Origin of the sequence: Vibrio sp. 10N.247.311.51 (assembly GCF_041467855.1) — a bacterium.
Taxonomy (GTDB): domain Bacteria; phylum Pseudomonadota; class Gammaproteobacteria; order Enterobacterales; family Vibrionaceae; genus Vibrio; species Vibrio coralliirubri.
Genome location: NZ_JBFSVK010000008.1, coordinates 162,070 through 175,725, shown reverse-complemented (window position 1 = coordinate 175,725; position 13,656 = coordinate 162,070). Strand labels below are relative to the sequence as shown.

The following is a 13,656-nucleotide window of genomic DNA, read 5'->3' as shown; positions in this document are numbered from 1 at the left end:
ACCTAATGGTCCTCATTTTGCTATTTAGCCCGCAGAAAACCTTAGTTTATGTAGGTACATTGTAAACAGTTCAGTTAATCAATCGTATGACCCACTCTATGAAAAACAATCACCCAAATAAAACCAGTCACTCCAATAAAAACATCGTTGTGTTAGTTTCAGGAAGCGGAAGTAACTTACAGGCAATTTTGGATGCCTGTGATAACAATATGATTGATGCTTCAGTTAAGGCTGTCTTTTCAAACAAAGCAGAGGCTTTTGGATTAGAACGAGCGAAAACCGCAGGTGTTGACGCACATTCAGTGAATCCAAAAGACTTTGGTTCACGTGAAGAGTTCGATCATGAATTGATGATTCAGATTGATGCATACCAACCCGATTTAATCGTACTTGCGGGATACATGCGTATCCTGAGTTCAGAGTTTGTTCGTCACTATGCGGGTAAAATGGTCAACATCCACCCTTCCCTGTTGCCTAAATACCCAGGCCTACACACCCACCAGCGTGCCATTGATGCACAAGACAAAGAGCACGGAACTAGTGTCCACTTTGTTACTGAAGAGCTTGATGGTGGTCCTGTGATCTTACAGGCTAAGGTACCGGTATTTGAAGATGATGATGCTGATATGTTGGCAAGCCGAGTACTTACTCAAGAACACTGCATTTACCCTATGGTCTGCAAATGGTTCGCCGAAGATCGTTTATCAATGCTAAATGGGCAAGCTGTCTTAGACGGTAAGGCATTAGGTAAACACGGTTACGCAGAAGAGTAATTCTTCAGAAACTAAATCAAATAAAAAAAGGCCGCTTACTGATTCATTAGTTCAGTAAGCGGCCTTTTTTATAGGGTTCAAATAATACTATTCGGGATACTTAGCTCAATGGTTCAGTTGGCGCTTGGCTTGCTACCTTCTTCGGCGCATAAGCGACATCTTCCAACGCTTTATGGTTATTGCCAATCAGCTCACCAAAATGAAACAGCGCGTATTCACCCGGCTTCATTCTAAACCACTCTTCATTGTCTGTTAGAGGCTGAGTTGCCACCACTGTAACCACATCATTAGGTGTAGTTTCTTCTTGGAAGTTAATCTCAACATCTTCATCAATCAGGCTCGCTTTACCAAAAGGTGCGCGCCTTGTAATCCAGTACAAATGGTTAGTACAGTAAGTCATCACGTACTCACCATCACTCAACAACATGTTGAAAACACCTTTCTCACGCAGCTTGTCACAACACTCAGCTACAAAGCGAAACATACCTTCCATATCTTGTGGTGGTTCTGGGAAACGCTCTTCAAGTTGTTTGAGTAGCCAACAGAAAGAGAGCTCACTGTCTGTCTCGCCAACAGGTCTGAAACGACCACTAATCAGATCGTCGTAATCCGTTAATTGACCATTGTGAGCGAAGGTCCAGTATCGCCCCCAAAGCTCACGAGTAAAAGGGTGTGTATTCTCTAGATTAACACCACCACGGTTCGCTTGACGGATATGACTGACAACGGCTTGGCTTTTAATTGGGTAGTTTTGAACCAACTCAGCGATCTTAGATTCACAGCTAGGGTTAGGATCTTTAAATGTACGAAAACCCTTTCCCTCATAGAAGGTAATACCCCAGCCATCGCGGTGCGGGCCAGTATTGCCTCCACGCTGCATAAGACCAGTAAAGCTAAAACAAATATCAGTTGGCACATTCGCGCTCATACCGAGCAATTCACACATGGTTTAATCTACTCCCTATTAAAACCAATGGAGCCACAAACCTGGGTTCCAAATGTCTGTAAAACTATTATTCCATCTCTTTTTCAACAAGCTGAATCACAATATGAATGATCTTAATGTGAATCTCTTGGATGCGATCTGCGTAACCAAAGTGCGGAACTCGGATTTCGATATCGGCGCAGCCCGCCATTTTGCCGCCATCTTTACCCGTCAATGCAATCGTCTTCATGCCTTTAGCTTGAGCAGCTTCAATCGCTTTTAGAATATTGGCAGAGTTACCTGAAGTCGACAGACCAAACAACACATCACCTTTACGACCTACCGCTTCTACATAACGAGAAAATACATGGTCGTAGCCAAAATCATTACTCACGCAAGACAGGTGGCTTGGATCTGAAATCGCAATGCCAGCGTAACCTGGACGGTTTTCACGGTATCGGCCAGTAAGCTCTTCCGCGAAGTGCATTGCATCACAGTGTGAACCACCGTTGCCACAAGAAAGCACCTTGCCCTCTTGCTTGAATGAGTCAGCAATCAGTTTTGCCGCCGCTTCAATTTGAGCGATGTTATGGTCATCACTCAAGAACTTATTCAGAACGTCAGCAGCTTCGTTTAATTCACTTTTGATTAGGTCTTGGTACATAAGGCTTATCTCTTATTTTTTTGACGCAGCTTAAAGTGCGTGAAATGAGAACTGAGGATTTTCCCCTCTTTATAGCTGAGTTTACCCACAAACATGAAATAGTGTCGACACTTAAGCCCAAAGATTGCCACCTTTATTAGGGTCTCACTGCCGATCCGTCCAAATATTCGCCACCAACCTCTCACAATTAGAACTTTAACTCTATTGAGATCACTTTTTATTCACTTTGGAGTTTTACAAATATTTAATATTTTGTTTACACTTGACTGGTTAGACCTCTTACCTAAAACTTAATAACAATAAGTGATCTCTGAAAAGGAAATCGATCATGAACATATTGCTCTCCCTACTCGGCATGACCGCCATCTTAGGCGTCTGTCTTTACCATAGAGTTAGTCTGGTACGTGCATTAGTTGTATTAACCGGCGCAATGGTAGCATTAACACTGTTTGGCGGCGTGGCTGTTACTGGCTGGCTGTGCTATCTATTAGCCCTTGCGATCTTTGCTGTACCGACCATTCGTCAGACACTGATCAGCCAAAAAGCACTCTCTTTATTTAAGAAAGTTCTACCGGCGATGTCTCAGACAGAAAAAGAAGCACTAGAAGCTGGCACAGTATGGTGGGAAGCAGAGCTGTTCAAAGGCAAACCTGAATGGAAGAAGCTTCAGAACATTGCTGACCCGAAACTCTCTGAAGCTGAGCAAGCGTTTTTAGATGGTCCAGTAAATACCGTGTGTGAAATGGTCAATGATTACCAAGTCACTCATGAGCTTGCTGATTTGCCACCAGAAGTATGGCAATACCTGAAAGACCATAAATTCTTCGCCATGATAATCAAGAAAAAATACGGCGGCTTAGAGTTCTCAGCTTACGCTCAATCTTTGGTTCTACAGAAGCTAACGGGCGTTTCGAGCGTATTGTCATCGACGGTTGGCGTACCTAACTCATTAGGCCCTGGTGAGCTATTACAGCACTACGGTACCGAAGCACAAAGAAACCACTACCTGCCTCGCCTAGCGGAAGGTAAAGAGATCCCTTGTTTTGCTCTGACTAGCCCAGAAGCCGGTTCAGATGCAGGTTCAATCCCAGATTACGGTGTAGTTTGTAAAGGCGACTGGCAAGGCGAAGAAGTACTCGGCATGCGCCTAACTTGGAACAAGCGTTACATCACTCTCGCGCCCGTCGCGACCGTTTTAGGCTTGGCTTTTAAATTGCGTGACCCGGATGGCCTACTTGGTGACCAAAAAGATCTGGGTATCACCTGTGCGCTTATCCCAACTGATTTAAAAGGCGTAGAGATTGGCAACCGCCACTTCCCACTAAACGTACCTTTCCAAAATGGCCCGACGCAAGGCGACGATATCTTCGTGCCTATCGATTTCATCATTGGTGGCCAGAAAATGGCAGGTCAAGGCTGGCGTATGCTGGTTGAGTGTCTGTCGGTTGGTCGTGGTATCACACTGCCTTCAAACTCAACCGGTGGCATAAAGTCTGCTGCGCTTGCAACCGGCGCTTACGCTCGTATCCGTCGTCAATTCAAACAGCCTATTGGTCGTATGGAAGGGGTTGAAGAGCCACTTGCACGCCTCGCAGGTAACGCTTATGTAATGGACGCTGCGAGTAACCTAACCGTCGCAGGTATTGACCTTGGCGAAAAGCCTTCGGTTATCTCAGCAATCGTTAAGTACCACTGTACTCACCGTGGTCAACGCAGCATCATTGATGCGATGGATATCGTCGGTGGTAAAGGCATTTGTTTAGGCCCATCGAACTTCCTAGCTCGTGGCTACCAAGGTTCGCCTATCGCAATTACGGTTGAAGGCGCAAATATCCTGACTCGTTCAATGATCATCTATGGTCAAGGTGCGATTCGCTGTCACCCTTACGTACTGAACGAAATGGAAGCCGCTTATTCTGAAAGCAGCGATGCGCTTGATAAGTTTGATTCAGCGTTAGCAGGACACGTTAGCTTTACGATGAGTAACCTAGTCCGCAGCTTGTGGTTTGGTTTAACCGACGGTCGTGGTTCTGATGCGCCAACACCTTCAAATAAAACAGATAAACAGACACAGCGTTACTACCAACAGCTAAACCGCTACAGTGCAAACCTAGCGCTACTGTCTGATATCTCAATGGCTGTTCTAGGCGGCTCACTGAAGCGTAGAGAACGTTTATCAGCAAGACTGGGTGATATCTTAAGTCAACTTTACTTAGGTTCAGCAACGTTGAAGCGCTTTGAAAGCGAAGGCAGCCACGCTGAAGATCTACCGTTAGTACATTGGGGTATGCAAGATAGCTTACGTCAGACTGAAGTGGCGATTGATGAGTTCTTAGCGAACTTCCCTAACCCTGTGATTGGTCGTCTGCTTCGTGTTGTGCTAATGCCATTTGGTCGTATCCGTCGTGCTCCAAACGACAAGCTCGATAGCAAAGTTGCGCACATTCTACAAACACCAAGCGAAACACGCTCTCGTATAGGTCGCGGCCAATACCTAGAAGCGACGGAATACAACCCAGTAGGTAAGATTGAAAAAGCGCTAGAAGTGATTCTTCAAGCTGAACCTCTGTTCGACAAAGTCTGCAAAGAGACGCATCAAAAACGTGCCTTCTTACGACTTGATCTTGTTGCTCAGTTGGGACTTGAGAAAGGTATCTTAACGCAAGACGAAGCAAATCTTCTGATTAGCGCTGAGGAACATAGACTGTACACGATTAACGTGGATGACTTCTCACCAGAGGAACTAGCAGCAAAGTCTCAGTACTCAGACCAATCGATTGATAACGTCGCTTAAGGCCAGAAAAAGAAACAAAAACGGGACTCCTATGAGTCCCGTTTTTTTGTTCATGATTTCGTTGCCACAAATTCCAATGCTTTATCTAGCGGCTTATTCTCTCTAGACAATCTAATCATCTATGCGAGTTACTTGGGCGCCTTGAGCTGCATCTCCGGTAACGCTTTTTTCTTCGTTTTAACCTTACGAACCACAAACCAAATCAATAAGCCCAATAGAATCGCGACCACATTACCCACCGCAATAATGATCATACTGCGCTGTCTATCATCTTCACGTTTTTGAAGGATCATCAACTCTGTTGCGATACGCTTCTGTTCAGCAAGTGCTTCTTCTTGAAGGCGTCGTGACTCTGCTAAGTCGATATCTTCAACAACGCTATACGACTGCTCGGTAATAGGAAAGATCAGCGGGCGCTGACTTGAAGCATCAGTGGCGTAAACCATCCCAGACCAATTATAAATCCCCAAATCGCCATTGTAAGGCACCTCTAGAGCGACTTTCATTGCGTCGACTTCAGCTTGCCCCTGCTTGTACATCACATATTCATCAGGAGCCTTGTGCTCAACATGAACCGCTAACGAGCTCGGTGCGATCATCCCCTGCTCACCAGACACCACAATAGTATGAGGTAAGCCCTCTTTTCGTGACTGAATGAAGGTGTTCGTGATCGGTGTTGGATAAACCAAGACTTCTTGCTCTTGCGCTCGCAGGAACACACCATTACCAGAGGTAATACGCGCTCGGTATTTACCGGGCTCGATATCAATTGGCAAAGAGACCGTGAACACACCATCTCCAGCCTTTTCATCAAGATCAGCGCCATCATCGGCAAACTCGCCCATCACAACCGGCACCGGGCGCGCTTCTCTCACCAAAGACTCTTCGTTTTCAACAAACTTAGTAAAGGTGACCTTAAGCTTTACGCGATCGAGAAAATCGCGCAGCACCAGCGGCTTGCCATCAGCGGTCAGTCGAGCGGTAAATTTGATGCGTTCAGTTTGATACAACTTATCTGGGAACTCATTAGCATCCAAAACAAGATGAGACAGCAGCTTGATATTGTTCTTAGGGGAAACTTTACCTATCGCTTGCCAAGGGCCGGGCATCGGATTGTCGATAGAGATAATGTCCATGGACGATTCTTCGTACCAACGGACATTATCAGCATTGCGCCAAGAGTAGTATTTCTTGCCATCAGGGCGAACCAAAACGACAGGTTTAGAGTTATCGGCTCGATAAATCACAAAGGTGACTTGTTCAATACTGGGATCAACTCGAAAACGGTTGTCCAATAAACTCATTACGGATTCTGTTGCCGCATGTAAGCCAAAGCTTAACAGCAATAAGCAACCGGTAGCCAATACCCTTAACATACTTTCTCCCTACTGACGCCAGAGGCAGCTTCCGCTTTTCTCGACGAGATCTAAACGACTTTGATGCGCTTCTACTTCATCGGCCGTAGCTCGTAAAACCTTTAGGGATTTTCGACCACTTTCTACTCTTCGTATGCTTTCGGCTTCGCCTTCCTGTTGACCGGCGTTAAATTGCAGCGAAGTTTGACCACCCGTCATCAATAAGTAGACGTCAGCTAGGATCTCCGCATCGAGCAATGCGCCGTGGAGAGTACGGTGCGAGTTATCGATACCATAACGGTCACATAAGATATCTAGGTTGTTTCTTTTACCCGGGAATATCTTCTTCGCCATTGCCAAGGTATCGGTGACTTTACAGTAGTCATCCGTTTTACCTATCGCAGGGTTGAGCTTCTCAAACTCATAGTCCATAAAGCCCGTATCGAAGGGCGCGTTATGAGCCACCAGCTCAGCACCTTTGATAAAGTCGAGAAACTCTTTATGTATGTCTTGGTATTCAGGCTTATCAATCAAGAATTCATCGGTAATACCGTGAACGCCAATCGCCTCTTCTTGAATCGCACGATCGGGCTTGATGTAGACGTGAAAATGACGCCCGGTCAGCCTACGGTTGATGATCTCTACTGCACCAATTTCAACGATGCGGTGGCCCATATAGTGAGGACCACCTTCTGTATTCATACCGGTGGTTTCGGTATCGAGTACAACAATGCGCTTATTTTCGTTCGAACTGTTTTTTTCGTTCGAGCTTTGTTCTGGAGTGCTACTGGTATTCATAAGGATAACTGTGTCAGACTATGCCGATAATGTGCTTGAGGTAATAGTATCAAATCATGACGAAACAAGTTGAAATTTTCACTGATGGTTCTTGTTTAGGCAACCCTGGTCCCGGTGGCTATGGCATCGTACTTCGCTACAAAAAAGTCGAGAAGACGCTAGCAGAAGGCTTCACGCTAACAACCAATAACCGCATGGAAATGCTCGCCGCTGTCGTTGCCCTGCAAGCCCTCAAAGAACCTTGCTCTGTGATTCTGACCACAGATAGCCAATACGTGCGTCAAGGCATCACACAGTGGATTCATAACTGGAAAAAGCGTGACTGGAAAACAGCCGACAAGAAACCGGTTAAAAATGCCGATCTGTGGCAAAGGCTCGATAAAGAAACCGCTCGCCATAGCGTTGATTGGCGCTGGGTAAAAGGACACGCGGGACACAGAGAAAACGAAATGTGTGATGATTTAGCGCGAAATGCAGCGGAGAATCCGACTCAAGAAGATACGGGTTATCAGCCAAGCTAACCGCTTTTTAAATTAGACGCACATTTCAGAAAGCGATTTATAATTTCTTAAACTGACCAATCGATAAAAAGCCGACAACTAATCGGCTTTTTCTGTTTTTAGCGGATATGACGCTTTGGTTGAATCCATTGTACGGCGCGTATTGGTTCTAAAACTTGCCCCAACAGGCGAGAAACGTCGCTTGAGGTGCCAATGTGGCTTGATAGGTTTGAGCGGGTAAGTGCGTTTACGAGCAACAATAAAGTATTGGCTTCCAGCAAAAGATGCGCAGCCACCTAAGCTGTTCTCCAACCACGTCCACATCGCTTGATACTTACTCATCGGAAACAGTGCGTAGGTGTCACAATGAATTACTTCATAGTTAAGTACACCTAACCAGTCTTTAATTCGACTTGGCGTGTACATACGCCCACTCCAGGGTAAGCTGTTCTTTCGCCAAGGCATCAAACTGGCAAGCCCAGTGACACTAATCGGGTTAAAGCCAGTGATAATGATATAGCCATCGTCCATCATCACTCGATCGACTTCTCTCAATAATCGATGCGGGTCATTGCTATAATCTAGCTGATGACTCAGTACTACAACATCAAAGCTTTTTTCCAAAAAGGGTAAATTATAGCCATCCGCTATCACATTATGTAATGGGTTCTGGATATCTAGGTTTACTTGATGTTGAATGTTGCATGTGCAGCTAGAAATCTCACTACTGAGGCCACCGAGCTTGAGCATATGGTAACCAAATAGCTTTGGGCACCACTCATCGAGTCGAGTTTGAATAGATTCTCTCAACCAGTCCCCATTGTGCAATTGCGCCCAAGTGTAAGGACGTTCAAACTTCTTTCTGCTACGTGCTGGCTTCATCAATAATCTGTCTCACTTATTCTGTCGCACTAAAAGTGACTGGAGAACCAATAATGTTACATATCAAAAGCATACCTGCATTTAACGACAATTACATCTGGCTGATTCAAAATAGCGATCGCCGTTGTGCTGTCGTCGACCCTGGTGATGCGGCTCCAGTATTAGAGTACTTGGCACACCATGAGCTAACTTTAGATGCAATCTTGATTACACACCACCACCACGATCACATTGGTGGCGTTCCAGAACTCGTTAGACAATTTCCCGGCGTGGATGTTGTGGGTCCAAGGAATGAACCTATCCCTACCTTAACTCATCCGGTCGATGATGGTGATCAATTAGAACTGTTTGGCGAAGTATTCCTCGTCCTAGGGCTCAGTGGCCACACCGCGGGTCACATTGGTTATGTGGGTGATGCCAAACTGTTTTGTGGTGATGTGCTGTTCTCTGCGGGTTGCGGCCGAATCATGGAAGGCACACCACAGCAGATGTTCGATGCACTGAATAAGATCACGGCGCTACCTCAAGAAACCGAAGTTTATTGTGCACATGAGTACACTGCAGCCAATATCGCTTTCGCATTAGCAGTTGAGCCTGATAACCAACATTTGCAGCAATATCGCGACCAAGTGAACCGACTTCGTGCTCAAAATAAGTCGACCATCCCCACAAATTTGAGACAAGAGAAGTTTGTGAACCCCTTCCTACGCTATACCGAGCCAAGTGTAGTGAAATCAGTGTCTAATCGTACCGAGCAGACCGATCCTTTATCGGTATTCACCGCTTTACGTGCGTGGAAGAACGAATTTTAACAAATACAGACTTGTCACTCATAGGGGGTGGCAAGTATTATCATCGGCCGTTAATTAAAAAGGCTGTAACATGCGAGTTAAGTACAGCTGGGCTTTGGTATTACTACTTTCTGGTTGCCAATTAACTCAGTCAGAGAATCCAGACCAAGCTTCCGAGCAAACCAACACATCTCCTACTAAAGAAGTTTCTCAAGCGAACGTTTCATCAGAAGCAACAGCCAAAGAAGATCAAAAAGTTGAAGCACCTGTCGTTACTCCACAAACACAAGAAGATGTTTGGAAACGCATTGCGATGCAACTTGAAATGGAAGTGCCAGACCAAAAGAAAGTCGACTACTACCGAACTTGGTACCTCAAGCACCCGAGTCATCTAAAAACCGTATCAAAACGTGCTGAACCTTTCCTATATTTGATCACCACTAAGATTGAAGAAAAAGGCTTACCACTAGAACTGGCACTATTGCCCGTTGTAGAAAGCTCTTTCGATGCGTTTGCCTATTCTCATGGCAGTGCTGCAGGTCTATGGCAGTTCATTTCAGGCACAGGCAAAGACTACGGGCTTGAACAGAACTTTTGGTATGACGGCCGCCGCGATGTTGCCGCCTCAACCGACGCCGCATTGGATTTCTTATCAGACCTTAACCGACGTTTCGATGGCGACTGGAACCATGCGATTGCTGCCTATAACAGTGGCGGTGGTCGAGTAAACAGCGCAATCCGTAAGAACAAGAAGCTGGGTAAGCCAATCGACTTCTTCTCTCTGGACTTACCAAAAGAGACCAGCAGCTATGTACCTAAACTGCTTGCTCTAGCTGATGTCATTGCCAACCAAGAAAAGTATGGCATCGATATCCCGGCGATCCCGAACAAGCCAGTGCTGACTCTGGTTAACCCTGAAGAACAGCTTGATTTAGCGATTGCTGCGAACTACGCAGGCATTCCAGTAAAAGAGCTTCAAGGCTATAACCCGGCTTACAACCAATGGGCGACAGCGCCAGAGAAACACCAACAACTATTACTTCCTTTAGACTCAGTTGAGAAATTCAACAAAGAAGTCGCTGCCAATAAAGGCAAAGGCATGAAGTTGGTGCGTTACAAGGTTCAATCTGGTGACAGCATTAGCGTACTGGCAAGCAAATACAACACCACCAGCAAAGTGATCCGCTCTGCAAACGGTTTGAGCAACAACAATATTCGTATCGGCCAGCACTTACTTATCCCAACATCCACCAAAGACGACAAGACATACGCCCTAAGCGCCTCAAATCGCCTAGCAAGCACACAGTCGAAGAGTCGTGGTCAATATAAGCTCAGCCATACTGTAAGAAGTGGTGACAGCCTATGGACGATTGCACGCGCAAACAAGGTCTCTCACCAATCACTGGCTAAGTGGAATGGCATGGGACCACGCGACACGCTTAGAGTTGGTCAAGAACTGGTCATTTGGAAGAATGGTTCAGACGGCGCCATCATCCGTACGATATTTTATAACGTGAGATCAGGTGACACAGTCAGCGGTATTGCATCAAAGTTCAAAGTAAAAAGTGCAGATGTTGTAAAATGGAACACTTTGCAGAACAAGAAATACCTACAGCCAGGACAAAAACTCAAGCTGTATGTTGATGTAACTAAGGTAAGTGTATGAACCCGTCAAGTAACCCACTCGTCATGCTGTTGGATATATTCCGTTCGCCAACAGCTTGTTTCTTAGCGCTTTATCAGCGAAGTGCTTGGGGATGGCAACCCTACGTCGTATTAATGCTCAGTCCATTTTTATTTTGGGGTGCTTATTTTTCGAATGTAGATTTTGCATGGTTAAGTGCAGAGCTATCGCAGCAACTGGCTCAAACGAACCCTGACCAATTGGCGTTACTTGACAGCAATACCTTACTCGCGAGTGAGATCATCAGCGACGTATTTGGCCGAACATTAACCATTGTTCTATTGGCATTCTGGTTTAACCTAGCAACCAAGCCAAGCCAACACCGACACAGCTTTTGGCGATGGTTTGCAGCGGCATCGGTTGTTATATTCCCAGCTGTTTTAGGTGATGTAGCAAGCTACGCAAGCCTGATACTCAAGCATGGACATGTGATGAACTACGCTGCAGACTTGAACAGCTTAAATGGCTTGATCAAGTTACCGCTAACTAATGATTGGTCACAGTTTGCTAGCTCATTACCACTGCTTCTGCCATGGTACATCGTGCTAGGTTATGCCGCGGTATTGACGTGGACTGAGTTTGAACGCGGGCAAGCGCTTGTGATTTCAGGCTTACCATGGGTTGGATACTACCTAATCTGGGCACTCTACATTTTAATCTTTTAAGTTGAAGAGATAAGGCTAGCGAAAACTCTCTAGCCTATTGTTCCGTTAGATTTCCCAAGGTAACCACCGTGCTAATGGTTAAGCTACAATGACTAATAGCTAATGACTATTTAGCCTTAAAGGTCACTCGCATAGGGTTATGATCAGAAGCGTCCGTAATGGGCGCTTTTGCTTTTTCTACCTCTAGCCCTCGATAGAACACGTGGTCGAGCACCAGTCCTGTAATGAACTGAGTTCTGTTATCTGGCTCAAAGGCAACTTCCGTCAAACCAACCTTCTCCAACGCACCTTTCAATACAGCAAAGCGAGCTTCACTCCAGCTATTAAAATCCCCAGCAAAAATAACAGGCCCACGATACTTTTGTAGATTGTCAGTTAAGCTCTTGAGCTGATCTTCATAATCTTCCGTACCAAAGGTAAAGTTCACGGCGTGGATATTAATCACAGCCAACTCTTCGCCATTGCTTAGTTGGTAACGCGACCAAAGCGCGGATTTAGGCAATTGAAGCCAAGGTTCTTCATGAGTATAAGCACAAGCTTCAATCGGCAAATGAGTTGCTAGGTTGAGTACCCCTGCACTTTGCTCAAAGGCCTCAAACGCATTAACACGTGTGCTACCCCATTGGCCGCTCGTTACCCATTGGCGAAGCCCTTCTGTCATACTCGCTTCTTGCAGCAAGACTAAATCGCTACCTGCCGACAGCTTATTTAACTCACTCTGCCAATTATTTCGGTTTTGCTTATAGATATTCCACACCGTAATGTCTAAGCCATCAGACACATCAATCGCTTTCGGTGCAGAGTTTTGGTAGCAGCTGTAGATGTCGTTACTGGTACTTTGAGAGGAAGTGATCAAGTTGGGTTTATTCGGGATAACGAAGATAAAATGAAAACTAACGACAGCAAGCGTTATCAATAGCGTGATAACAATGATGGTTTTCTTAAACATACAGCACCCTACCAGAAATGAAAAAGGAGCGATAAACGCTCCTTTTAGGGTAATAGTTTTTTTATACGGCGTCTTCGTCTTCTTCGCCAGTACGAATACGTACCACACGTTCAACTTCAGTAATGAAGATCTTACCGTCACCAATTTTACCTGTTTGAGCCGTTTCGATGATGGTATCAACACATTGGTCAGCCACTTCGTCGGTCACAACGATTTCTAGTTTCACTTTAGGTAAAAAGTCGACCATGTACTCTGCGCCACGGTATAGTTCAGTATGACCTTTTTGACGTCCAAAGCCTTTAACTTCAGATACTGTCATACCCGTAATACCCACTTCTGCAAGTGCTTCACGTACATCATCAAGTTTGAATGGCTTGATAATGGCTTCAATCTTTTTCATGTTCATCCCTTAAACTGTGCGAATGGCTCATTATCGGTTAGCTATAGTAAACATTCAATGAAAAAAGCCAGAGCTTTAAAGCTCTGGCTCGAAATTTATCATCTTGTTTAATCAGCGCTTTGAGAAGGTTTTACTTAAGGCTTGCGTAGTAAGCGGCTAGATTCGCGATGTCTTCATCACTCAGCATTGAAGCTTGAGCCTGCATTACAGCGGCCAAACCGCCGGTCCGCTGACCGTTCTTATAGGCATTAATTGATGAAGCGATGTATTGCTCGTTTTGACCTTTAAGGTTTGGATAGCCAGGGATCACTGCGATACCGTCTGCACCATGACATGCCGCACAGATTGCTGCTTTAGCTTGACCCGCAGCAACATCAGCCGCAAGAGCGTTACCACTCAATAGTCCAAATCCAAGAACTAATCCTAGTGTAATTTTCTTCATTGCATATTCCATTAATTATTTTTATTAAAGTGAC

At 45.3% G+C, this 13,656-nt stretch carries 14 protein-coding genes; 6 read left to right on the top strand and 8 right to left on the bottom strand.

What is annotated here, in order from left to right; all coding sequences use genetic code 11:
• The first annotated feature begins 98 nt into the window (after positions 1-98).
• Entirely contained in the window at positions 99-773 is a 675-nt protein-coding gene (gene purN, locus AB6E85_RS10065) for a phosphoribosylglycinamide formyltransferase (protein WP_372142490.1), read from the top strand.
• Positions 774-873: 100 nt separating this feature from the next.
• Here purN and AB6E85_RS10060 read toward each other — a convergent pair whose 3' ends face one another.
• Both AB6E85_RS10060 and lpcA read right to left on the bottom strand, forming a co-directional pair.
• On the bottom strand, positions 874-1,719 hold the full coding sequence (locus AB6E85_RS10060; RefSeq protein ID WP_050633987.1) for a class II glutamine amidotransferase: 846 nt from the start codon (positions 1,717-1,719) through the stop codon (positions 874-876).
• Between the two features lie 67 nt (positions 1,720-1,786).
• Positions 1,787-2,362, bottom strand: a complete 576-nt coding sequence (lpcA, locus tag AB6E85_RS10055) for a D-sedoheptulose 7-phosphate isomerase (RefSeq protein WP_017063379.1) — start codon at positions 2,360-2,362, stop codon at positions 1,787-1,789.
• Positions 2,363-2,690: 328 nt separating this feature from the next.
• On the opposite strand from lpcA, the gene fadE reads away from it, so the two are divergent.
• A complete protein-coding gene (fadE, locus tag AB6E85_RS10050; protein ID WP_372142488.1) occupies positions 2,691-5,156 on the top strand; it encodes an acyl-CoA dehydrogenase FadE in 2,466 nt (821 codons plus the stop codon).
• Between the two features lie 128 nt (positions 5,157-5,284).
• Here fadE and AB6E85_RS10045 read toward each other — a convergent pair whose 3' ends face one another.
• Both AB6E85_RS10045 and dnaQ read right to left on the bottom strand, forming a co-directional pair.
• Complete coding sequence (locus AB6E85_RS10045; RefSeq protein ID WP_372142486.1) at positions 5,285-6,532, bottom strand: TIGR03503 family protein; 1,248 nt, start codon at positions 6,530-6,532, stop codon at positions 5,285-5,287.
• Between the two features lie 9 nt (positions 6,533-6,541).
• Positions 6,542-7,309: a DNA polymerase III subunit epsilon gene (gene dnaQ, locus AB6E85_RS10040; protein WP_372142485.1), complete on the bottom strand. Its 768-nt coding sequence runs from the start codon at positions 7,307-7,309 to the stop codon at positions 6,542-6,544.
• Positions 7,310-7,365: 56 nt separating this feature from the next.
• Here dnaQ and rnhA point away from each other — a divergent pair, with 56 nt between their 5' ends.
• Entirely contained in the window at positions 7,366-7,830 is a 465-nt protein-coding gene (gene rnhA, locus AB6E85_RS10035) for a ribonuclease HI (protein WP_017069372.1), read from the top strand.
• A gap of 78 nt (positions 7,831-7,908) precedes the next feature.
• Here the strand turns inward: rnhA and AB6E85_RS10030 are convergent, their stop codons facing one another.
• Positions 7,909-8,691 (bottom strand): class I SAM-dependent methyltransferase, encoded by a 783-nt coding sequence (locus tag AB6E85_RS10030; RefSeq protein WP_048606645.1) that lies wholly within the window; start codon positions 8,689-8,691, stop codon positions 7,909-7,911.
• Between the two features lie 53 nt (positions 8,692-8,744).
• Here AB6E85_RS10030 and gloB point away from each other — a divergent pair, with 53 nt between their 5' ends.
• From gloB to AB6E85_RS10015, 3 genes are all read left to right on the top strand, one after another.
• Positions 8,745-9,503, top strand: a complete 759-nt coding sequence (gloB, locus tag AB6E85_RS10025) for a hydroxyacylglutathione hydrolase (RefSeq protein WP_017060725.1) — start codon at positions 8,745-8,747, stop codon at positions 9,501-9,503.
• Positions 9,504-9,573: 70 nt separating this feature from the next.
• Entirely contained in the window at positions 9,574-11,148 is a 1,575-nt protein-coding gene (locus AB6E85_RS10020; protein ID WP_048606648.1) for a LysM peptidoglycan-binding domain-containing protein, read from the top strand.
• Positions 11,145-11,831, top strand: a complete 687-nt coding sequence (locus tag AB6E85_RS10015; protein ID WP_050633984.1) for a YIP1 family protein — start codon at positions 11,145-11,147, stop codon at positions 11,829-11,831. The genes AB6E85_RS10020 and AB6E85_RS10015 overlap by 4 nt, the downstream gene beginning before the upstream one ends.
• Before the next feature lie 106 nt (positions 11,832-11,937).
• On the opposite strand, the gene AB6E85_RS10010 is transcribed toward AB6E85_RS10015, so the two are convergent.
• The 3 genes from AB6E85_RS10010 to AB6E85_RS10000 all read right to left on the bottom strand — a co-directional run bounded on the left by AB6E85_RS10010 (position 11,938) and on the right by AB6E85_RS10000 (position 13,634).
• Complete coding sequence (locus tag AB6E85_RS10010) at positions 11,938-12,780, bottom strand: endonuclease/exonuclease/phosphatase family protein (RefSeq protein ID WP_372142482.1); 843 nt, start codon at positions 12,778-12,780, stop codon at positions 11,938-11,940.
• A gap of 61 nt (positions 12,781-12,841) precedes the next feature.
• Positions 12,842-13,180, bottom strand: coding sequence for a nitrogen regulatory protein P-II (glnB, locus tag AB6E85_RS10005; protein WP_017063373.1), 339 nt, complete (start codon positions 13,178-13,180; stop codon positions 12,842-12,844).
• A 130-nt stretch (positions 13,181-13,310) separates the two neighbouring features.
• Positions 13,311-13,634: a cytochrome c gene (locus tag AB6E85_RS10000; protein WP_181949949.1), complete on the bottom strand. Its 324-nt coding sequence runs from the start codon at positions 13,632-13,634 to the stop codon at positions 13,311-13,313.
• Positions 13,635-13,656: the final 22 nt, after the last annotated feature.